Origin of the sequence: Roseofilum capinflatum BLCC-M114, assembly GCF_030068505.1 — a bacterium.
In the GTDB taxonomy this organism is placed as follows: Bacteria; Cyanobacteriota; Cyanobacteriia; order Cyanobacteriales; family Desertifilaceae; genus Roseofilum; species Roseofilum capinflatum.
Genome location: NZ_JAQOSO010000115.1, coordinates 75,138 through 96,381 on the forward strand (window position 1 = coordinate 75,138; position 21,244 = coordinate 96,381).

Annotated in this window: 18 protein-coding genes and 1 pseudogene; 11 read left to right on the plus strand and 8 right to left on the minus strand. The window is 43.3% G+C overall.

Annotated elements, in window-relative coordinates:
• Nucleotides 1-5: 5 nt before the first annotated feature.
• Nucleotides 6-737, plus strand: a complete 732-nt coding sequence (locus PMG25_RS22790) for a C40 family peptidase (RefSeq protein WP_283769199.1) — start codon at nt 6-8, stop codon at nt 735-737.
• Nucleotides 734-2,770, plus strand: a complete 2,037-nt coding sequence (locus PMG25_RS22795; protein WP_283769200.1) for a mechanosensitive ion channel family protein — start codon at nt 734-736, stop codon at nt 2,768-2,770. The genes PMG25_RS22790 and PMG25_RS22795 overlap by 4 nt, the downstream gene beginning before the upstream one ends.
• A 60-nt stretch (nt 2,771-2,830) precedes the next feature.
• On the opposite strand, the gene PMG25_RS22800 is transcribed toward PMG25_RS22795, so the two are convergent.
• The 4 genes from PMG25_RS22800 to coaD are packed head-to-tail and all read right to left on the minus strand — an operon-like array spanning nt 2,831 to nt 6,013.
• Nucleotides 2,831-3,457 (minus strand): GDYXXLXY domain-containing protein, encoded by a 627-nt coding sequence (locus PMG25_RS22800; RefSeq protein WP_283769201.1) that lies wholly within the window; start codon nt 3,455-3,457, stop codon nt 2,831-2,833.
• Nucleotides 3,458-3,484: 27 nt separating this feature from the next.
• Nucleotides 3,485-4,858: a DUF2157 domain-containing protein gene (locus tag PMG25_RS22805; protein ID WP_283769202.1), complete on the minus strand. Its 1,374-nt coding sequence runs from the start codon at nt 4,856-4,858 to the stop codon at nt 3,485-3,487.
• 43 nt (nt 4,859-4,901) lie between these two features.
• On the minus strand, nt 4,902-5,552 hold the full coding sequence (locus tag PMG25_RS22810) for a hypothetical protein (RefSeq protein ID WP_283769203.1): 651 nt from the start codon (nt 5,550-5,552) through the stop codon (nt 4,902-4,904).
• A complete protein-coding gene (gene coaD / locus PMG25_RS22815; RefSeq protein ID WP_347178926.1) occupies nt 5,525-6,013 on the minus strand; it encodes a pantetheine-phosphate adenylyltransferase in 489 nt (162 codons plus the stop codon). The genes PMG25_RS22810 and coaD overlap by 28 nt, the downstream gene beginning before the upstream one ends.
• 164 nt (nt 6,014-6,177) lie before the next feature.
• On the opposite strand from coaD, the gene PMG25_RS22820 reads away from it, so the two are divergent.
• Nucleotides 6,178-7,179, plus strand: coding sequence for a pentapeptide repeat-containing protein (locus tag PMG25_RS22820; RefSeq protein WP_283769205.1), 1,002 nt, complete (start codon nt 6,178-6,180; stop codon nt 7,177-7,179).
• Between the two features lie 226 nt (nt 7,180-7,405).
• Here the strand turns inward: PMG25_RS22820 and PMG25_RS22825 are convergent, their stop codons facing one another.
• Nucleotides 7,406-8,596, minus strand: coding sequence for a M20 family metallopeptidase (locus PMG25_RS22825; RefSeq protein ID WP_283769206.1), 1,191 nt, complete (start codon nt 8,594-8,596; stop codon nt 7,406-7,408).
• A 184-nt stretch (nt 8,597-8,780) separates the two neighbouring features.
• On the opposite strand from PMG25_RS22825, the gene PMG25_RS22830 reads away from it, so the two are divergent.
• The 8 genes and pseudogenes from PMG25_RS22830 (at nt 8,781) to PMG25_RS22865 (ending at nt 18,819) form a co-directional block, all read left to right on the plus strand.
• The gene (locus tag PMG25_RS22830) at nt 8,781-9,518 is read left to right on the plus strand and encodes a DUF6884 domain-containing protein (RefSeq protein ID WP_283769207.1); all 738 of its coding nucleotides are present in this window, start codon (nt 8,781-8,783) and stop codon (nt 9,516-9,518) included.
• Between the two features lie 3 nt (nt 9,519-9,521).
• Entirely contained in the window at nt 9,522-11,039 is a 1,518-nt protein-coding gene (locus PMG25_RS22835; RefSeq protein WP_283769208.1) for a DNA double-strand break repair nuclease NurA, read from the plus strand.
• Between the two features lie 62 nt (nt 11,040-11,101).
• Nucleotides 11,102-12,883: an ATP-binding protein gene (locus PMG25_RS22840; protein ID WP_283769209.1), complete on the plus strand. Its 1,782-nt coding sequence runs from the start codon at nt 11,102-11,104 to the stop codon at nt 12,881-12,883.
• A gap of 6 nt (nt 12,884-12,889) precedes the next feature.
• Nucleotides 12,890-13,924, plus strand: coding sequence for a tRNA guanosine transglycosylase family protein (locus PMG25_RS22845; protein ID WP_283769210.1), 1,035 nt, complete (start codon nt 12,890-12,892; stop codon nt 13,922-13,924).
• A 124-nt stretch (nt 13,925-14,048) separates the two neighbouring features.
• Nucleotides 14,049-14,210, plus strand: a pseudogene (locus tag PMG25_RS24725) (Uma2 family endonuclease); the annotation flags it as partial.
• 403 nt (nt 14,211-14,613) lie between these two features.
• On the plus strand, nt 14,614-15,564 hold the full coding sequence (locus PMG25_RS22855; RefSeq protein ID WP_283769212.1) for an NAD(P)H-dependent glycerol-3-phosphate dehydrogenase: 951 nt from the start codon (nt 14,614-14,616) through the stop codon (nt 15,562-15,564).
• A 594-nt stretch (nt 15,565-16,158) separates the two neighbouring features.
• Nucleotides 16,159-17,424: an RNA polymerase sigma factor SigC gene (gene sigC, locus PMG25_RS22860; protein WP_283769213.1), complete on the plus strand. Its 1,266-nt coding sequence runs from the start codon at nt 16,159-16,161 to the stop codon at nt 17,422-17,424.
• A 318-nt stretch (nt 17,425-17,742) separates the two neighbouring features.
• Nucleotides 17,743-18,819 (plus strand): ABC transporter ATP-binding protein, encoded by a 1,077-nt coding sequence (locus tag PMG25_RS22865; RefSeq protein WP_283769214.1) that lies wholly within the window; start codon nt 17,743-17,745, stop codon nt 18,817-18,819.
• Nucleotides 18,820-19,026: 207 nt separating this feature from the next.
• Here the strand turns inward: PMG25_RS22865 and glgA are convergent, their stop codons facing one another.
• The 3 genes from glgA to PMG25_RS22880 all read right to left on the minus strand — a co-directional run bounded on the left by glgA (nt 19,027) and on the right by PMG25_RS22880 (nt 21,150).
• Nucleotides 19,027-20,505 carry a glycogen synthase GlgA gene (gene glgA, locus PMG25_RS22870; protein WP_283769215.1) on the minus strand — a complete coding sequence of 493 codons (1,479 nt, stop codon included), beginning with the start codon at nt 20,503-20,505 and terminating at the stop codon, nt 19,027-19,029.
• Between the two features lie 43 nt (nt 20,506-20,548).
• Nucleotides 20,549-20,827 carry a hypothetical protein gene (locus tag PMG25_RS22875; RefSeq protein ID WP_283769216.1) on the minus strand — a complete coding sequence of 93 codons (279 nt, stop codon included), beginning with the start codon at nt 20,825-20,827 and terminating at the stop codon, nt 20,549-20,551.
• Nucleotides 20,828-20,913: 86 nt separating this feature from the next.
• Complete coding sequence (locus tag PMG25_RS22880) at nt 20,914-21,150, minus strand: photosystem II protein, Psb35-related (protein ID WP_283769217.1); 237 nt, start codon at nt 21,148-21,150, stop codon at nt 20,914-20,916.
• Nucleotides 21,151-21,244: the final 94 nt, after the last annotated feature.

Here is a 21,244-nt window from a genome sequence, read left to right on the forward strand (position 1 = left end):
CAATTATGATCTCGATTGAACAACTGACTACAACCCAAGCTTATCAATTTCATGGTGATGTCAATTTATACAACTCCTGTGAAGCAAAAGAGTTAGCGACGCAGGGGGCTGGCGATCGCCAATTTCACGTTCTTGGATCTCCCCAAAACAACGCCCTTCCCATCCTCCTCTGTGAAGACGATTATTCCTGCTGGTTATCCTTAAACGACCTCGATAAAATCGATTTGGCTCTGGCTCCCTATCAACCCCGTCCCCTCATCCGCGCCGAAATTGAAAAGAGAATTAATGGCGTAATTGCCTACACTCAAAACGCCATGAATCAACCGAATGAATATCTCTGGGGAGGAACTGTTCCCCCCAATTACGATTGTTCCGGACTAATGCAAGCCGCATTTGCCTCCGTTGGCATCTGGTTACCCAGAGATGCTTATCAACAACACAACTTTACCCAACCCATTTCCCTCGAAGAAGCACAACCCGGCGATCTCCTCTTTTTCTCCTCTGGAAAACGCATTACCCATGTCGCTTTATATTTAGGCAATCACCAATATATTCATAGCTCAGGAAAATATCGGGGGCGCAATGGCATAGGCATAGATAGTTTAGCTTCTGAATCCGATTCCATTAGCCAATACTACGCTACAACTTTCTGTGGATTGGGTCGAGTTATCGCTGGATATATCAGTACAGGCAATCCAGAATCTCAATTTGAATGTCCACTATCAGTCAATTCATGAAAACAGCTCGTTTTATTGCTATTTTTAGCCTAGCCGTGGGTTTAATTCTTACTATTCAGCCCACGGCGATCGCTCAACTGCCTTTCTTAACACAACAACCGATTACGCCCCAAGAACATAATACCCCTTGGTGGGATCTCAACAAAGCTCAACCCTGTGGACGATATTGGTGCAGTGAAGTTCATCTTTATAGCACCAAAGTTTTAACAGGAGAATTAAAACTTGCGGTTCAGTCTAATTTGGAATCTGAAAGCCCAGATGAAGCCATCATCAAGGTTGAGCAAAGAGCAAAATTAGTCCAATCTTCAATCAATAGAGGGATTAACGCAATTACTCAAAATTATGAATTTCCTCACAGCTCTGATGACAAAAACTGGACTTTTTGGTGGTTTTGGAATCAAAATAAACTTAAACATCCCCTCACACCACGATTAGCTGTTGGGATCAAAAATAATGAAACTGTAGTTTACGCACCTCCTCAGCCTCAGTTTGGAATTTTCAGATCGGCCACAGTAGTTACCATTACTGATGTAGATTCTCGCGCTAATTTTACTACGGTTGAAAAATTAGGAGAAATTTGGAGTGCCAACTTAGAATTAGCATTTAGCGAAATTTTATGGGGGAAAGAATTTGATGCCAAATATCCTTGGATTCGCTCAAAAATAGCCTTCCTCGTAATCATATTAAGTTTGAGTATTTTTGTGTTACTGTATAGTGCAAGAGAAAAGCTGACTACATGGAGAAGAAAGCTTAAAGATCAGATCAAAACATTAATCAAATCCCTTGAAGTTGATGCCCAGGAAAATTCTGGAGAGACCCTAGAAAAAGAAGCTGACACCAACTCCATCCAATTTTCTGATTTACCATCAGAAAGTTCTGCTAATACAATTAATCTGAGTCACAGACCAAAAATCAATAAAAAAAAGTTAAAAAAAATACATTTAAGATTTAAATACTTTTTTAGATTAAACCCGCTTAAGGTATCCAGAAAAAAGCTTTCTTCTCAAATATTTTTCATCCAGCAAACACAAAATTTAATTGAATTATTTAGAAGGATTTTTTTGATCTTGCAGCCCTCAGTCTTGTTGGTTGGTTTAGCTTTGACGTTTGGGCTATTTAGAACGACAAGATTTTTAACCTTTGCCTTTATTGTTCAAGCCATTTTACTGCCGACTCTTTGGATTTCAATTACTATAATTGATAAGTTTTGCGACATTATTATTGATTCTACATTAAATAAGTGGGCTAAAGAAAAACAAGAAATAGATCCTTCGTCTAATCGTTATACTTTGCGGGTTACAACCTATTCTCCAGCCATAAAACAGGGTAAACATGCGTTATTTAGTGCCTTGGGTATTTATATCACGATGAATTTGTTAGGCGTGAACATTAATGTTCTAGCCAGTGTCGGCGTTTTAACAGTTGTATTGGCATTTATTTCGCGAAATTTATTAGAAGATATGCTCAATGGAATTTTAATCCTCTGGACAGATCGCTATGCCCAGGGAGATTTTGTTGAGATTAATAATTTTTCGGGTACAGTGGAAATGATTAATCTTTATGTTACCCATCTCAGGAATTTAGATGGTCAACTGATCATTATCCCCAATGGTCAAGTCTCCACAGTGATTAACAGTACCAAAGATTGGTCAAGAAGTAATTTAACGATTAAAATTGCTTTAGGTGCAGATTTGAAAAAGGCGATGGAAATCATTAAGCAAGTCTCTAATGAACTGGAACAGGATGAAGAATGGAAAGATAAAATCTTAGAACCGGTGAATATTTTAGGAGTCGATGATATTTCCCATGAAGGAACCATTATTCGCTTTTTGATTAAAACTGTTCCTGGCGAACAATGGGCGGTGTCTCGGACATTTCGTTTACGGATTAAGAAGTCTTTAGATGAAGCGGGGATTGCTTTAGGTATTCCTCAGCAAATTTGGTGTACTACTCCTACCGGATCTTATATCCCTAAATCTGAGGATAGGCTTGAACCTCCTAGTTCAGTAGATAAGGATACAAAATTCGGTTAAAGACTAATTATACCAAGATTTTGATGGATGACCTGAACATGATATGAAAATTCCTAATCTTCAAAACTGATAACATTGGTCATTAATGCAGAGTTTAATGGGAACTGAATGCCCGCGATGATCGACTTTAACTTCTACAACAAAGGGTTGCCCTTCTTGTTGTTGCGCTAAGTTGATTTCCTGATTGATTTTTTGACGTTGATCTTCTGGCATATAATAGGTTTCTAACCCATAAACCAATTGTCCTTGATTGACTCGTCCACGCAAAGCAATTTGATTCGAGGGTAAGTTTTCGGGTAAACTAGGACTGACTGAAATGGCTTTCCAAGCTGCGGGGAGTTCTCCCTGGTTTTCTGTTTGTGGTTGTTCTAAGATTAGATAAAACTCCCGACTGAGTTGGTTCGGTGTCGCGGATAACCGATCCCATCCGGGAAGATTTTGCAGGGTTTCCCAGCGAGAAATATCATAACTTAGGGTTTGGGAATAGCCCCGTAGCCAATCGTAGGGATCGACGGGTTGGGTTTGCAAAATGACGGTTGTTCCGGTCACTCTAGTGTAGAAGGCTTGACCGGGAATGGTGAGGACTAAACTGACCTGAATGGCTAAGGGAAGAATGAAACGCCACCAGGGAATTTGAGTGCGTTTTAGGGAGGTTTGCAGAGAGTCAGAAACGGTAGAGGGAGACATGAAATGAGTAATGAGTAATGAGTGATGTTAAGTTTTTTGGTGCTGTTTCTCAAACCAGAATCCGGCTGCCATTACGCCTAAGCCGCAGAGTATAAAGACTATGGATTTTAAGAGTAATCCGGTTTCGTATTCTAACATGCGGCTGATAATTTGCCCGGTCAGTAATACTAATCCACTCCAAAATCCTAATCGGGTTCCCCATTTTAATCCCCGACGAATGAAGGTGATGGCGAGTAGGAAGATTTGGATGTTGATGATGAGGGGGGCAAAAATGGGTAAGGGGTAAATGAGACTATGCCAGAGGAAGAGAGCGGCGGTTATGGCTAAAAGGTTTAAGATAAGAAGACTAGCGCTCTCTAAATGCCATTTATGGGGCGATCGCCGAGATTTGGCCAGTTGAAACCATTGCCATAGGCTCAAGCCCACTAGGGCTAAAATATCGAGGCTTAAGCCCCATCCCCCTAGGCTTGGATCGACGTTCCCCCAACTTCCCCACCCATTCCACCATCCATGGAAGGAAAACAGGTATAACTGTAGGGCGATCAGCAATAGGGCGAGTCGGCGAGCAATGGGTTGAAAGGGACGATGATCGAAGTTGCCCAAGGCGATCGCGCGATCGTCATAACTCCACAAAAACGCTGGTGGCAAAGTTAACCCTAATATGACTTTCACAACTACAGGAACCGCCCATACCCCGATCGCCGCTAACTGTATCCAGACGGTGGGGATCAGTGCCACCATCATTAAGGCAAAAATGACCCGTGAATTCCACCAACGGGCTAAAATGATTCCGACTACTCCCGTGATTAAGGGGGCATGTTGCAAAATTCCGGCAATGCCGGGTAAGCCTCCTGGAGCCAACCAATCATCTAGGCTAAATCCATAAGCCAGAGCCATTAACACCAGGGAAACGAAGCCTAAAAGGGTTGTTCGCAGACTAATGGCTAAACCGGTTACGCCTAATCCCCAAATCAGATAGAGCTGATAAATGGGGCCATCTAGATGAAACATTTGGGACATTAATCCCAAGTTCGCGCCTAGGAGTAGGGTTCCCAAGAGCAGTAACCCTTGACCAAATCGATGTTGCCAGCGATCGCCAGGAAAGCGCCATAAGTAAAATCCCAGAGTATGGGATGCGATTAAACTGGACAATAATAGGGCAATTTTGAGCGATCGCGGCCAGCCTTGCCAATTCGCCGCCACAAACGTGATTGCTCCTAACCCCAATAATACTGCTCCCAAGCCCACCAACACGGCAATAAACCGGTTACTCGCATCCGCTTCCAGGCGATCGAATTGATAGCGATCGGACAATTGAGTATAAATTTCTTCAGAAATTAATCCTTCAGATTTCCAAATCTCCGCCTCTTGACGCAGTTGGCGACGAAATTTTTCGGCCATAGTAGTGATGACTTAATCTGCTCACTTCAGTGAATTAACTGGGTCAATCATCCTGGAGTTGTTCGCGCCCATTACGAACCACGCGCAACATTTCCCCTAAACGACCTTCAAGATCGTGTAACACTTGATCTGCATAATCATCTGCTCCTTTCTGAATGATTTCGCACTCTTCCAGGATTTTCTGACGTTTAAGCTCTAAATCTTCTGTGGACTGTTTCTCTAACTCTTCTAACTCAAAGAGTAAATTTTCCTTCGTTTTTTGGCACTCCTGTAGGGTTTGTTGCCAAATGACTTGAGCTTCCTGTTCCGCTTGCTGGACTAAACTCATTTCGTCTAAAATCTCACTAGCCTGTTGTTCTGCGGCACTAATGAGATCCTGAGAATAACGTTTCGCTTTGAGCATAATTTCATCTCGGTTACTTACCAAAGTTACCGCTTGCTCAAAAACTTTTGGTAAGTGAAACTGAATTAACTCAATTTGATCTAATAACTGGTCTTCATCTACAAAGGTATAGCGCGTCCAAGGGATTTGGGCGCTCATCAAAATCATTTCCTTGAGGCGCTCTAATTCCTCTTGAATATCAACATCCGGTTTACCATGGAGTCCACTGCTTCCATTAGGGGAAGGTTCTCCCTGGGTTGGGGAGGTGGGTTCGCGTTCTGAGTTTATGGGGGAGGGGTCTTGTTGTAGCATTGGTAGATATCGAGGGCAACGTGATGGGGAACTAGGTGATCGACGGAAGCGCCAAATTTGGCGATTTCTTTAACCAGACTACTACTCAGAAAGCCGTATTCTGTAGACGTTGCCAGAAACACCGTTTCGATTTCCTCTAGGAGGGTTTTATTGGTGTGGGCCATTTGGAGTTCTTTTTCAAAGTCTGACACCACTCTCAGACCCCTCAGCAATACTTGAGCGCCTTGCATTTTAGCATAGTTTACGGTTAGACCATCAAAACTGTCAACTTTGACCTGGGGTAAATGTTCGGTCGCTTTTTGAATTTGACTCATGCGTTTAGCCACCGAAAATAGGGGCTGTTTGTTGGGGTTGATCATGATCACGACAATCACCTGGTGGAATAGGCGAGATCCTCGTTCAATGATATCGAGATGGCCGAGGGTGATGGGATCGAAGCTTCCTGGGTAGATGGCAGTCAAAGGTAAACCCATAGATTAGCCCATTTGATGAAGTACATGAGGATTATACGGTATGGGTTGAATCTCACAGCCGTTAAACTCCTAGGGTTATAATCTTGAGGGAATTGAGAGATAGAGCAACCGAATTAACGATCAATATCCAGCAGAGGAATTTAGGTGCAGTGATGATCGATAGTGAGGAATTACTAAACCGCTATGGGGCGGGAGAGCGCGATTTTAAGGGGGTTGTGCTGGAGAGCGGAAATTTAGTGGGATCGGATTTGTCTGGGATTAATTTAAGTGGGGCGATTTTACGGGGGGTTTCTTTAGCGAGGGCTTCTCTGAGTCGGGCAGTTTTAAGTAATGCGGATCTTCGGGATGCTTTTTTGTATGGTGCAGATTTGACCTGGGCTAAATTACAGGGGGCAAATTTGGAGAATGCCGATCTGACGAAGGCTAATTTGAAGAGTGCGGATTTAACTGGGGTGAATTTGAGAAGGGGAAAATTAAGTGGGGCAGTGTTGCGTTGGGTGAAGTTATATCGGGCGGATTTAAGGGAGGTGAATTTGTGTGGGGCAAATTTGTGTGGGATTATTTTGCGATCGGCTAATTTGAGGGAGGCGAATTTAAATTGGAGTAATTTGTCGGGCGCTCGGTTAAGTGGGGCAAAGTTAATGGATACCCAGTTGAATGGGGCGATCCTCAGTTATGCTTTTCTGAATGGGGTACATCTGGAAGGGGTGAATTTAGATGGGATGGATTTAACTGGGAGTAAGTTGAGTGGTGCTTATTTGAGGGAAGCGAGTTTGGTGGGCGCGAATTTGAAGGATGCCCAGTTGCGATCGGTGATTCTTGATGGGGCAAATTTGAAGTCGGCTCAGTTAATGAGGGCTTGTCTGAGTCGAGGCAGTTTAAGGGGAGCGAATTTAGAGCAGGCGAATTTAAGTCAGGCGGATTTAAGTCAGGCGAATCTCAGGGCGGTTTATTTGAAGCGATCGGTTTTGTTTGAGGCTAATCTTGAGGAGGCGGATTTACAAGATGCATTGTTGTGGGGAACGAATTTAAAGGGAGCAAAATTAAAAGGTGCGAATTTTTTGGGGGCAACTTTGGAACGCCTCATCATAGATTGGCCTCAACCGGATGCGATTTGGGATGAGGCAGTGAGGGCTAATATCAAGTCCGGCTAAACAGTTGTCATTGCGACCGCAGGGAAGCATTCGCGCTTTACGTTTCACGCAAGCTTCGCTAACGCGCAAGCTTCGCTTTCATGTCCGCGAAGCGGAAACGCCGAGTTTACTGGGATAGGCGAGATTGCTTCATTCCACTGCGTTCCATTCGCAATGACATACTCTAACCGATCCAACGGACTTGATATAATTCTAAATTGCAGGAATTGGGATGATCTGGAGTGGCCTATTTGCCGCTTTTTTCGGGTTGCCAATAGAGGGCGGCTGCATAGGCTAGGGTGATGACTCCAATGGCAATGGCACTTTCATCGACTTCAAATTTGGGATGATGGAGGGGATAGTTGGTTTTATGGGCATGGGCGACTCCTAACCGAAACATGCTACCGGGAGCATGGTCTAAGTAGAGGGAAAAGTCTTCAGCACCCAAAGACGGTTCGAGGAGATTGATGACGCGATCGCCCCCTAATGCTTCTTTAGCCGCTTTTTCGATCAGTTGGGTAATGTTCAGATCGTTCTGCACCGAAGGAACCAACCGACGATAGCTAAACTCATAGGTCGCCCCATAACAGTCGCAAATGCTCTTAACGATGCCTTCGATCCATTCAGGTAACTGGGCACTGGTTTCGGGATGGAGCGATCGCACCGTTCCCGTCAACCGCACCTGATCCGCAATCACATTATGGGCCCGACCGCCACTAATTTGACCAAAGGACAACACCACCGGACGCAAGGGATTTTGAGTCCGACTAATGGCTTGTTGCAAACTGGTAATCACCTGGGCGGCAATCCAAATGGCATCCTTGGCTTCATGGGGTCTAGCTCCATGGCCCGATTCTCCCACGATCGTCAATTCTATCTCATCCGCCGCCGCCGTCAAAGCTCCATAGCGCACCCCAATTGAGCCAGCAGGGATAGTGGGATAGACATGAACCCCTAAAATGGCTTTCACCTCTTCCATCGCCCCTTCCTCGACCATCCAGCCCGCGCCTTTAGCAATTTCTTCCGCCGGTTGGAAAATAAATCGCACCGTACCCGGTAGGGGGATGCCCAACTCGGATAAGACCATGGCTGTGCCTAAGCCTAGAGTCGTATGCACATCATGACCGCAGGCGTGCATTACCCCGGTTTGACGAGAGGCAAATTCTAAATCGGTAGATTCATTAATCGGCAGGGCATCCATATCCGTGCGAATCGCCAAACATCCGGCCCCCGTTTCTGCTCCTGGTAATTCACCAATCACCCCGGTTTTGCCTACATCTTCTTTAACATGCAATCCGGCAGAAGACAGCACCCCAGCAACATAGGCGGCTGTTTGCCGTTCTTGGCCGCTCAGTTCGGGATGAGCATGAATATGGCGACGAATTTCAATCAGTCGGGGAGTGATGCGAGCGGTGAGGTCTTGGATTTCAGAGAGCATAGTCAAGGACAAACGGGCGGTAGACAATTTGCTTAAACTATAACAAGGAGTACCCCAGAGAACAAGGCAATTAAAAATTAAAAATTAAAAATTAAAAATGATTTTGTTGATATTGAAATGCTAAATAAACTATAAACTGATCTGAAAAATTCAAGTATCCCTATTGAATACAGTTGAGGATTTGATGACAAGTCGCCGTTTATTGATTTTATCCTGTTCTCAGGCGAAGCGATCGCAAGCAGAAGCTTTACCTGCTCTTGAGCGCTATGATGGGCCCGCTTTTCGAGTTGTACGGCGTTTCCTGAACCAACAGCCCGATCCAGCTTTGGATATCTATGTTCTCTCTGGAAAGTTTGGCTTGATTTGTAGCGATCGGTTAATTCCTAATTATGACCAGAAGATGACCCAAGCGCGATCGTTAGAGTTAAACCCATCCATTGTTACGCATTTAGAAGCGACTCTCAAGGTTCATGATTATCACAGATTACTGATTTGTGTAACCAAAAAGTATTTAAAAGCACTTAAAGGATATAGTCAAATCATTCCTGTTTCTGTTGATGTAACCCTTGCTACTGGAACCCTAGGAAGAAAACTGTCGGTATTACGCCAGTGGCTTTATGGTGAGTCTTTGCAATTTTTAGAACCGGTAATTAATGAACAGACTCCAGCTACAGTCTATTTCAAAGGAGTTGAGCTAAAGTTAGCGGATGTAAATTTTTCTGAAGTTGCCCGTCAAGCTTTGGCACAAGGAAAAGGAAAACCCTATAATTATCAGACATGGTATATTTTGATTGACGATCAAAGGATTTCTCCCAAATGGTTGGTTAGTCAATTAACCGGGTTCCCCGTAAGTTCCTTTCACTCCCAAGCTGCTCGGCGACTTTTGCGACAACTTGGCATTCCAGTTTATTGTGATTTATAACCAATGACAGAACCAGAACAGTTAAACCTATTTACACATGAACAGTTGACAGCTATGACTCAACAGGCTGTAGAAGACAAAATTCAAAAACAGCCTCATATTTTAATAAAACTACAAGAAAATGCTTTAAAGGTAGCTACAAATGCAAGGGATAACTACTTTAAGAATACAGCACAATTAATATCTTTTTTACAGCAAAAGAATCAAGACAATCATCTTTTTAAAATCAATCATGTTGAGAACCCTTCCTGGAGTAATTTCCAAAATGAAATAGTTACTTTTATTGATGGCGGTGTTGGTCAAATTGACATGAACAGTCCAGTACCTATATTAATCAGGGTTGGTTCGTACAAAGTAAAAACAGGAGAACATGATATCTCTAAAAGAGAGGAATTCACTTACTATCCGATCATTTTTGGTGATTTAGAGGGTGGAAGTAAAGAACGCAAAGATTTTGTAGATATCGTGAGAATTACTTCTGAACTTTTAGGCGCAATTGCAGCTTTAGAAAGAACTCCTGACTTAAAGGTATTAATGATTCATGGGCCATTAGTTTATATGATGAATGCTTATGCTGGACATACTCCTTTCACAGAAAAAGATATCGATCTATTTTTAGGACATTATAAAGGCTCTGAACAATTTGCTCAAAAACTCAAGAATGATTTTTTGAAAGATGCAAAAGATTTTTATTATTATAATTGTACCGATCGTGACAATCCTGAAGATCGCCAAGATTTTTTGAATAAAAGATTATTTGAGCCGCTAAGTTGGATTTCCTTTCTTTATCAGAGACTCATTAGAGAAGCCCACAATAAAAAAAGAAAAATAAAACCAATCATCATGGGAGTAGTTGAACGTAATAATCTGCGAGAATTTAGCTTCAATTTGTTCAATAAAATATTTGATGATTTATATAAAGTAAATCAGGAAGGTTATTTTAATAATTTATATGGTCGGACAGATCTAAATAACACACATATTTTTCTAGAACGCTTGGGTTATACAGATACTCTCCTTTTGTCAATGCTTCTTGAAAAACAAGAATTTTCGGAACCTTTGGTAATTAAGAGTAAATATGAAAACCTTGGTCAAGGCCATATATGTTTCCCGAATGAATCTACTAAAAGAAAATTTAACTGGTCACCCCTAAAGCCATCGAATCGAAAAAAAGGTTTTCCTAAAATAACGGCTTTTTACCTAAAAGTTTCAGAGACAACTGAACCAATTAGAATTGAAGTATTTAATGATTTAGGTAAAGAGCAAGTTTTAGAAGCAGCTAAACGAGTATATCTTTATAGCCAACTGCTACCTGGTTATGGTTTTCCGGTTGGTTTGGATGTTGTCGATAAATATGCCAAAATTCCTAAATGGATGACTGATGCTTATGCCAAACAAATTCAATACCACTTGGCTGTTAGTTTACAAACGGGTCAAATAACAGACGAGCAAATGCGTCAACTATTAATCCAATCTATTTATATGACTAAAAGGGATTGGCTATTCCGTCCTAATGTCTAATGTTTTCTGATACTTCAAAAATAGTAATTAGGCACAAAAACATACAAAATGAGGATACGATTATGACTAGCAATAATAATTATGTAGGAACTCTTGTTGGCGAAAGTACCAGTAGTGAGTTTCGTTTAGCTGTAACACCCGAAACAATTCAAGAACAGGACATTATTGCTGTTGATGCTGAACTGAATGCAAAAGAAAAAGAATCTTCAGAACCAATTCGGATTTGGGCTAAAGTGCAAAGAATTGAAAGAATGAATCCCCTTTTTCCTCAAGAAGCAGGACATGAATTAGCTTATACTCAAACAAATCCTTTTGATACAGTCATGTCCTTAAGTCGTGACATGGTAACAGCAATTTGTAAAATTTTAGGGTATGAATTTACGGAAGATATCAGCAGTGGCAAATTAAAAAAATTGCGTTATCCACCCAAACCTGCTACTAATGCTTATCGTCCAGACTCAAAAGATATTGCACGAATTGTGGTTGGTGAACTTAAAGAAAATTCTAAAAATGATATATCAGATCGTGCTTTGGATATTGCTACTCTTTCTAATCGGGATATCAATGTAAAAGTTGATGGTCATGCCATTGTCAGCCGTCATTTAGCAATTTTAGCTATGACTGGTGCTGGAAAAAGTTGGACATCAAGAAGAATCATTGAGCAGTTAGCAATAAAAAACTATCCTATTGTCATCTTCGATCCTCATGGAGACTATACAGGCTTAAGTGATATTCCAGAAATTCAAAATAAAGTTAAGCGTTATTATGCTCAATTTCCAGTGTTTGAGCAAGAGAGTGATACTATAGCATCAATTGTTAGTTCTCTTGGTTATGAATTAACTGATGCAATGAAAAGTCGTTTCGATGATGTTTTTAAAGCTGCTAGTTGCTTTATTGTAGATGACCCAAATGAAATGCAAGAAAGAACTAATTGGCTATCGGATAAAATCAATAAACCCGATCTAAAGAAATATGGAATTAAGCCTGACTTATGGCTTATTGCTAACTTAGCAGAAGCTGGAGAATCTGTATTACAAAATGACTCCAAAAAAGTAAAAACTGATAATGAAGATCAGAAAAAGTTAGAAGAATGGGGATGGAGCAGATTGAGCCAGTATAGCGGTACAGACAAAAGAACCCTAGAAGGAATTAAGAAACGTACTTACACAGCAGCAAAGGAATTACAGGGTATGGAACAAAGAAATAAAAAATATGCAGCTTATGGAAATCCCTTACCCAAGGATAGAACAGAGCTAGTAAATTATGGACAAATTAGTATTATTTCTCTAACAGGGTATACTGATGAATTCCGGGCAACAATATATAGTATTATTGCTAACGATATCTTTGAATCAAAAGTCAAAAATGATTTAACCTATCCTGTCTTATTGCTTCTTGAAGAAGCCCACAATTTTGCACCTGGAAAACCCAATACAATAGCTGAACAAAAGGCTATTACAGTCACAAAAAAAATTGCTCAAGAAGGACGTAAATTTGGTGTGGGATTAATGTTAGTGAGCCAACGTCCATCGAGGTTAGATGAAACAACCTTAGCAATGTGTAACTCTTATATTGTGATGCGAATGCTTAATCCGGCTGACCAAAGTTTTATACGCAAGGTCATAGAAAATTTAGGTGAAGAAGAGACTAAGATGCTACCAGATTTAGAGGTAGGAGAAGCAATTCTATCTGGACAATTCACCAGCTTTCCCATTCTTGTAAAAATGAAACCCCCTGAATCTCAAGGTGAACGGGAAGAAAAGAACGCTTTTGATACACTAGAAGAAGAACATCGTAAAGTTGTAGCACCAAATAATCGTAAACCTAGTAAATCTAAAAGGTAATAATATTTGCAGATTGTAGCTGGATTTGGCTTAAAAGGCATCAAACCCCGTGTCTGGGATACCACCTCACCCTATTACATCAAAGAGTTACAAGCGGTGATGATTTCCTATGCTGATTTTCATAAAATGCGTAGACAAAGACAGCAAGTCATGGAAAAAGGATTACATGAACATTTTTCCATCCCTAAAACTACAAAAGTGTATCTAGATAACGGTGCATTTTCATTTATCAAAAATCATCAAGAACTTCCCGTTGAAGAATATCGAGAATTTGTCAAAGCAGCTCATCCAGATTGGTATCCTATTCCTCAAGACTTCATCCCCATCCCTCAAATGACATTAGAGGAACAGGAGCAGTGTTTTCAAAAAACGATGAATATGAACTTTAGGCACTATCAAGGTAAATATGTGCCAGTTGTGCATATTAGCCAATTCTTAGAACAATACATTGAAAAAATTCTCAGTAGTAAAGGTTTAAGAAAAAAAACAGACATTGCTTTAGGTGGAATTGTCCCCAACTTACTCCGCGCTCCTAAAGCTATCTCTCATGAAAAAATCATTCATGGTTTAGTCAGTTTTCGGCAGCAATTTAAGGATAAAAAGCTGCATGTTTTTGGCATCGGAGGAACGTCCACCCTACATATTGCCGCATTACTAGGCATTAATTCGGTTGATTCTAGTGGATGGCGTAACCGTGCAGCTAGAGGTTTAATCCAACTTCCTGGAACAGGCGATCGTATCGTAGCACAGTTAGGGAACTGGAGGGGTCGATATCTGAGTCAGGAAGAAGAAGAAAAACTGCAAACTTGTCAATGTCCCGCTTGTCAACAATATGGCTTAGAAGGATTAAGAGCCAGTGGAGGCTATGGATTTTATAATCGAGCTACCCATAACTTATGGGTACTGCTAGAAGAAGCCAGACAAATTGAAGAGCATCTGAATATTATCGGCGATTATCAAACTTGGTATTTAGAGCATCTGGATAATACAATTTATCGTCCATTAATTCAAAAGCTTCTGAATGAAGTGAAAATTGATTAATGATTCGTTATAATAAGATCCAAGATCTTATCTGCGACTCATTCAGAATTTAGTTATTATAAATAAATATACTGAAACTTCTCTCGAAGGCGATCGCGCCCTAGTCCCTCTATTTTTTACCGCCATGACTGTTTCCCCAACCCTAGTATCCAATCCCGAAACCCTAGAAGAAGAGATCCTCTTCCCCCCTGGTGACCTTTATAGTGACGAACCTCCTGTGGAAAGTGAACTGCACCTCAGACAAATTATCCTCTTGATTCAATGTTTAGAACGACTTTGGCGCGATAATGCTCCGCATCGCTAACGCGATCGCCAACTGCGCTTCTTCACAGCCCAGGGTGAGTTGCTTTTGACACCGGAAGAAGTGGCCGACCAACAAACTCAAAGAGCCGATCGCCTAGCCGCTAAACTGCGCGAACTCAACATCGACCCCGATCGCATTTAATTTCTTTTCTCTCTTTTCATGGGTCATATCAAGTCCGGTTTCCGCAAGCGGACATGAAAATTGGTTAAGAAGCGGGCAAGATGCCCGCACTCCTCGAATTCTTTGATATGACTGGAGTGGGAGCATCTTGCTCCCTGGATTTTTAATTAGGGTATTTCCGCTTCGCGGACATGAATAAGCGAACTTGATATCACCGGAGCGGGGAGGGTGATAGATCAATAGAACACCCTTGTTTAAAATATCCATGAATTCTAAACTATCATCCCCCTTCTCTGATAAGCCAACCTCTATCGCCCTGCTCGGCGGGGGAGTATGGGGGCAAACCCTAGCCCAACTAGCCCGCGATCGCCACCATCAGGTTAAAATTTGGTCTCGTCGCGCCCCTCTCCCCCTCTCGGAAGCCCTTACTGGCGCTTCCCTGGTTCTCAGCGCTGTCTCCATGAAAGGCGTTAAACCGGTTGTAGAGCAAGTGCAAGCCTGTGGACTTGAGCCTTCTACTGTCATCGTCACCGTCACCAAAGGCCTCGATCCGAGCGATCGCATTACCCCCTCCCAACTCTGGCAACAAGCTTTTCCTCACCATAGCGTCGTTGTTTTAGCCGGCCCCAATCTCTCCAAAGAGATTAATCAAGGGCTTCCGGCTGCTACCACCGTTGCCAGTCGAGACCCCCAAGCCGCCCAATGGGTGCAACAGGTTTTCTCCTCCTCCCGGTTTCGGGTCTATACCAACGATGACCCCCTGGGGGTAGAGTTGGGAGGAACCTTAAAAAATGTTTTGGCGATCGCCGCCGGAGTCTGTGACGGTCTCCACCTAGGAACCAACGCCAAAGCCGCCTTACTCACCAGGGGCTTAACCGAAATGATCCGCATTGGCACTCATTGGGGAGCCAAACCCGAAACCTTCTACGGACTCTCCGGTTTAGGAGACCTGCTCGCCACCTGCAATAGTCCCCTCAGCCGTAACTATCAGGTCGGCTATCAACTGGCCCAAGCCAAACCCCTATGGGAAATTCTTGACCATCTAGAGGGAACCGCAGAAGGCATTAATACGACAGAGGTTTTAGTCCAACTCGCCCAAACTCATCACATTCCCATCCCCATCTGTACCCAAGTTGATTTACTGCTGCAAGGGAAAATCAGTCCCCATCAGGCGGTTCATGCCCTGATGTTAAGAGATATTAAGCCGGAATCCTGATCTTAGACGGTGAAATTAGAAGAAAGACAAGGGGAGTTCAATCCGGGCTACCCCTGTCTGGGTCTAGCTTTCACACTTGTGAATAGTTTTGGAAGTCCAGTGAGTTAGTGATAAAGATTAATTCAGCCTTTGACCCAAGTCACTTCGATTGAGGTAACCTCTATCTATAGTGGAGTAGACTCGAAAAAACATAGGATACTCAGTCAGCTAGATAAATCAATCAGGGTGCAGGATTTCATAGTCCATCTGAATTGATTCTCCTAATAAAAAAATATGAGAACCCATTAACTCAAGGCTAAAACCCCATTAAACCGGGTTAACCGTAAACAAAGTAAGCAACACCCTAATACCCTAAATCCTGAGTTGTTAGAGAAACTGAATCCCCGTCGTCTCGGCCCTCTCTGGCTTAGACCCTTGAGACTCAAGTTAACTCAATCAAAACTCGGAAAACCGGATCAAGTTGATGGAATTGCAGACCCATAGATTTTATAAAAAGAATCTAAAGATTCTGTAATTTATCACCCCCTTGGGGAACCCTAATCGGATAGGAACCCTGTAACTGCTTCCCTTTCATGACTTGGAGCAACTGAGACGATGACTACGCCAGTAACTGCTTTTGGCCCGAACCCTGAATATGATGAACCCTCTACTCCTAACCATGAGTTAGGAGCGTCCGAGAACTTCACTTCCGAGGAAGACATGACCTCATCAGATGTCATGTCTGAACTAGAAATGGAGTCTACGGAGTCGCCTAACCGGCCAACCGCAGTCAACCGTCGAACGACGGATTTAGTGCGGTTGTATCTTCAAGAAATTGGCAGAGTCCACTTGCTCGGTCGAGATGAGGAAGTTGCAGAAGCCCAAAAAGTGCAGCGTTATATTCAACTGATTGAATTACGCAATCAGGCTGGAGAATCAGAAACAGGGCCCATTCGAGAGTATGTGCGGTTAATGGAAATTCGCGATCGCCTCACTTCCCAGCTTGGCCATCGACCCAGTTGGGAACGCTGGGCGGAAGTTGCGGAAACGGATGTGGCAGCCCTCAAATTGGCTTTAGTGGAAGGAAAACGCCATTGGGCCCAGTTAGCGGAATTAACCGTAGCTGAGTTAGACAAAATTCAATCGGCGGGGATTAAATCGAAAGACCACATGATTAAGGCTAATTTACGCCTGGTGGTTTCCGTGGCGAAAAAATACCAAAATCGCGGTTTAGAGTTGCTGGATTTGGTGCAAGAAGGAACGTTGGGACTAGAGCGAGCAGTAGAAAAGTTTGACCCGACTAAAGGGTATCGCTTTAGTACCTATGCCTACTGGTGGATTCGCCAAGGGATTACACGGGCGATCGCCACCCAAAGCCGAACCATTCGCCTACCCGTACATATTACGGAAAAACTCAACAAGATTAAAAAAGCCCAACGCAAACTGGCCCAAGATAAAGGACGCACCCCTACCATTGAAGATTTAGGGGCAGAACTGGAAATGACTCCGGCCCAAATTCGAGAGGTGCTGTTGCGCGTTCCGCGATCGGTATCCCTGGAAACCAAGGTGGGTAAAGATAAAGATACGGAACTGGGCGAACTTCTGGAAACCGATAGCATTTCCCCGGAAGAATCCTTAATGCGCGAATCCTTGCAACAAGATCTGCGCCATCTGATGGCCGACTTAACCAGTCGGGAACGGGATGTGATTCAAATGCGCTTTGGCCTCGGTGATGGCCATCCCTATTCCTTGGCTGAAATTGGCCGCGCTCTAGAACTCTCTCGCGAGCGCGTGCGGCAAATTGAGGCTAAAGCTTTGCAAAAGCTACGTCAACCTAAACGCCGGAACCGAGTACGGGACTATCTCGAATCCCTCAGTTAACGGACTTCCTCTCTTTAGCTCGATTGTGGGATCGTCCGCAATGGGAGAATGAATGGGTCGGGAAAAGGGTTTCCCGGCTTTTTTTGGGTCGATTGTATTGACAATTATTATCAACAAAGTTATAGTGGCTCTTGGTGTTCTCCGAGTAAAGATCCGACAGAGAAGGAGAGGGTGTCTTCTTCTCTGTCATCTGTTCCTTTAGGATCGCTCCCTTTCTGAGTTTTCCACCCATAAACTAAGAACTCTTCTCAAAAGGTGAGAAAAAACTATGCTAGTGTAATAGCAGTTTTAATCGATTGAACGGTTGAAGGGAAGAGCATGACACAGTTGGTAGTGTTGAACCTGGAAGGGGTGAGCAAAACTTTCCATCCCAATCAAGCACCTGTGGTCAATGGGGTCAATTTGACCCTCAAGCAAGGTGATATTTTAGGACTTCTGGGCCCTTCAGGATGTGGTAAAACGACCTTACTTCGGTTAATTGCTGGATTTGAGCAACCCATTGGGGGCAAGATTGAGTTACTTGGTCAAGATGTGGCCACTGGCAGCTTTTCCCTGCCTCCAGAGAAACGAGATGTGGGGTTTGTGTTTCAAGATTATGCCCTATTTCCCCATCTAACGGTGGCGGAAAATATTACCTTTGGCTTAAGGCATCGTCGCAGATCGAGGAAAGGAGTAATCGAAAAACGGCTGTTAGAGGCGATCGCCCTAGTCGGCTTAGACGGACTCCAAAACCGCTACCCTCACCAACTCTCTGGAGGACAACAACAACGGGTTGCTCTGGCTCGTGCTTTAGCTCCAGAACCCACCTTAATTCTCTTAGATGAACCCTTGAGCAACCTCGATATTCAAGTGCGGGTGCGTCTGCGAGCGGAAATTCGCCGCATCCTCAAAGCTAGTGGTATATCAGCGATTTTTGTCACTCACGATCAAGAAGAAGCGCTCTCCATCTGTGACTGGGTAGGCGTGATGCATCATGGGACAATTGAACAAATTGGCACTCCAGAACTGATTTACCGTAATCCTCAAACTCGCTTTGTGGCTGAATTTGTCAGCCAAGCCAATTTTATCCCGGCTCGTCGTAACGGTTCTCTATGGGATACGGAAATCGGCTCATTTGCTGTGCATGAGCGGGAACCCTTAGAGCAAGGGGATCTCATGATTCGTGAAGAAGACCTGCATATTAAGCCAGATGAACATGGGATTGCCGAAATCGGCGATCGCCAATTTTTAGGTCGCGAACATCGTTATACCTTATACACTTCCTCTGGACTAGAACTCAAAGCCAGAAGCGACACCCTTCACCCCCTACCCATCGGCGCAAAAGTCAATCTTCAAACCTCGCCCAAAAGTTGGCAAATCTTTGCCAGCTCGGACGATAATATCAAGTCCGGTTAAATGGATGTCATTGCGACCGGAGGGAAGCAACCGCTACAATTCGCGAGATGATCGAGATTGCTTCATTCCACTCCGTTCCATTCGCAATGACTTGATTATAGCTACTTTAGCGGACATCATATGAGAGGGCAAAATAGTGGTTAATGGGTAAGGGGTATAGTTGGGGCGAAAAATAGAGGCAAAACATTGGTCGCCCCTATGACTGAACTATTTATGACGAATGTAGTCATAAAGCCCCAAGTATTGACTGCCCGGATTTTTCCAAGAATAATCGTAGGTCATCCCCTGAAGCACTAATTTTTGGAACTCTTGAGGATACTCATACCATAAACCGATCGCCCGATCCATAGCCGATTCTAGAGCGCTATAATCTGTTTGATAGAACACATAACCATTGCGCTCTTCTAGGGGTTTATCCTGATCGTAATCCCGATCAAATACTGTATTTTGTAGGCCACCAACCCCACGCACAATCGGCACAGTGCCATATTTCAAACCAATCATCTGGGTTAAGCCGCAGGGTTCGTAGTTACTCGGAACCACAATCATATCTGCACCGGCATAGATTAAGTGGGATAACTCTTCATTAAAGCCCAACTCTAAATGGCAATCAGCATTCTCATTCAAAAATAGCTTTTCATGCCAGAACCAGTCATTAATTCCTTGCTCAGTTGCCGAGCCGAGCAACACAAATTGCGCTCCCCGATGCAGGGCATAATAGATGGCATGGTGAACCAAATGCACCCCTTTTTGATCGTCTAAGCGACCGATAAAAGCAATCAGGGGCTTTTTCTCATCATGGGATAACCAGAGGCGCTCGCGCAATGCCTTCTTGTTCTTGGCTTTGTTCTTCAGGGTTTTGGAGGTGTAATGATAGGGAATGAAGCGATCGACTTCTGGATTCCATACCTCATAGTCAATACCGTTGAGAACCCCACCGAATTTATAATTATGTAGCTCTAGGGTATGCCCTAAGCCATAGCTGATATCGGAATAACGAGCTTCCCAAGCATGATGAGGGGAAACCGTATTGACAAAATTAGAATAGACGATACCCCCTTTCATTAAGTTCAGAGCAAAGGGATTAAAATTATCTTGCATACGATCGTATTCAAAATAATAGGACTCACGATTGAGTCCTGTTGCCCACAGAATATCAACACCACCAATACCTTGGTGCTTAAAGTTGTGGATGGTATAGCACACCCGTTGATTTTCTAGTCCATGATACTTATACATTTCATAGAGCAACACGGGGACTAAACCGGTTTGCCAGTCATGACAATGGATGATATCGGGACGCTTGTTGGTTCTGAGAAGGAATTCTAGGGCTGCCTTAGAGAAGAAGGCAAAGCGCATGTTATCGTCTTTGCAGCCATAGTAACAGCCGCGATTGAAGAACAGATCGTCAGAGTGGGGATCGATGAAGAAACATAACCGTCCATGAACCCAACCACATAGGACATCGCAGTAAATGGCGGCTCCATACCAAGGAACTTCGAGATTGTGATAGGCTTCGTGCAAACCCCAAATTTGGTCGTAGCGCATACAGTCGTATTTGGGGAGGATGATTTCTACTCCAACTCCTCGGATTTCTAATTCTCGGCTCAGTCCATAAACGACATCCCCTAAACCTCCAGCTTTGATGACTGGAGCGCATTCAGAGGCGATCTGCACGATGTACATATTCACTCCTGGGTTCACAAAAGTTTATTCTCTCTGCTTTTATTCAAACATGAAGTCGGGGAATGGGGAATGGGGAATGGGGAATAGGCAATAGGCAATAGGCAATAGGCAATAGGCAATAGGCAATAGGCAATAGGGAATGGGGAATAGGCAATAGGCAATAGGCAATAGGCAATAGGCAATAGGCAATAGGCAATAGGGAATGGGGAATTGGGAATGGGGAATGGGGAATGGGGAATTGGGAATGGGGAATTGGGAATTGGGAATTGGGAATTGGGAATTGGGAATTGGGAATGGGGAATTGGGAATTGGGAGTTGGCATAAAAAACGCTAACTCCAGAAACGGAGTTAGCGTGGGGGAGTGGAGGTGAGTACGGGAAGTTAAGGGTACTCACGCTACCGGGATAACTAGCTTGCCAGAGTGTTGCTGCCATAAGTATCTAAGCTATATCCAGGGACGCGGTTGGTGTAGTCGGTTTCTTGACCGGTTACGGATTTGGCGATGCTGTTGAAGCCGTCAGAGTCCCAGTTGCGTTCGTGGATAGATTTGGTTTGTTCTCCCATGAAGTAGGCTTGAGTTCCGATTACAGAAGCAGCGACCCAACCAGCGATGAAGAGTAAGGAAAGAATGACTAAGTTAACCATGTTGTTCTCCTATGTGTGAACTTTTGTTTTGTTTCTTGTAAACTAATGTAACGAATTCTTGCTATATTTGTCAATATGATGTTAATCACAGTAG

Coding starts and splice junctions, on each gene's coding strand:
- PMG25_RS22865 (WP_283769214.1), top strand. CDS start 17,743: ATGACACAGTTGGTAGTGTTGAACCTGGAAGGGGTGAGCAAAACTTTC.
- PMG25_RS22825 (WP_283769206.1), bottom strand. CDS start 8,596: ATGCTCTCTGAAATCCAAGACCTCACCGCTCGCATCACTCCCCGACTG.
- PMG25_RS22795 (WP_283769200.1), top strand. CDS start 734: ATGAAAACAGCTCGTTTTATTGCTATTTTTAGCCTAGCCGTGGGTTTA.
- PMG25_RS22810 (WP_283769203.1), bottom strand. CDS start 5,552: ATGCTACAACAAGACCCCTCCCCCATAAACTCAGAACGCGAACCCACC.
- PMG25_RS22805 (WP_283769202.1), bottom strand. CDS start 4,858: ATGGCCGAAAAATTTCGTCGCCAACTGCGTCAAGAGGCGGAGATTTGG.
- PMG25_RS22790 (WP_283769199.1), top strand. CDS start 6: ATGATCTCGATTGAACAACTGACTACAACCCAAGCTTATCAATTTCAT.
- PMG25_RS22875 (WP_283769216.1), bottom strand. CDS start 20,827: ATGCCAACTCCCAATTCCCAATTCCCCATTCCCAATTCCCAATTCCCA.
- PMG25_RS22840 (WP_283769209.1), top strand. CDS start 11,102: ATGACTAGCAATAATAATTATGTAGGAACTCTTGTTGGCGAAAGTACC.
- sigC (WP_283769213.1), top strand. CDS start 16,159: ATGACTACGCCAGTAACTGCTTTTGGCCCGAACCCTGAATATGATGAA.
- PMG25_RS22835 (WP_283769208.1), top strand. CDS start 9,522: ATGACAGAACCAGAACAGTTAAACCTATTTACACATGAACAGTTGACA.
- PMG25_RS22880 (WP_283769217.1), bottom strand. CDS start 21,150: ATGGTTAACTTAGTCATTCTTTCCTTACTCTTCATCGCTGGTTGGGTC.
- PMG25_RS22800 (WP_283769201.1), bottom strand. CDS start 3,457: ATGTCTCCCTCTACCGTTTCTGACTCTCTGCAAACCTCCCTAAAACGC.
- PMG25_RS22820 (WP_283769205.1), top strand. CDS start 6,178: ATGATCGATAGTGAGGAATTACTAAACCGCTATGGGGCGGGAGAGCGC.
- PMG25_RS22830 (WP_283769207.1), top strand. CDS start 8,781: ATGACAAGTCGCCGTTTATTGATTTTATCCTGTTCTCAGGCGAAGCGA.
- glgA (WP_283769215.1), bottom strand. CDS start 20,505: ATGTACATCGTGCAGATCGCCTCTGAATGCGCTCCAGTCATCAAAGCT.
- PMG25_RS22855 (WP_283769212.1), top strand. CDS start 14,614: ATGAATTCTAAACTATCATCCCCCTTCTCTGATAAGCCAACCTCTATC.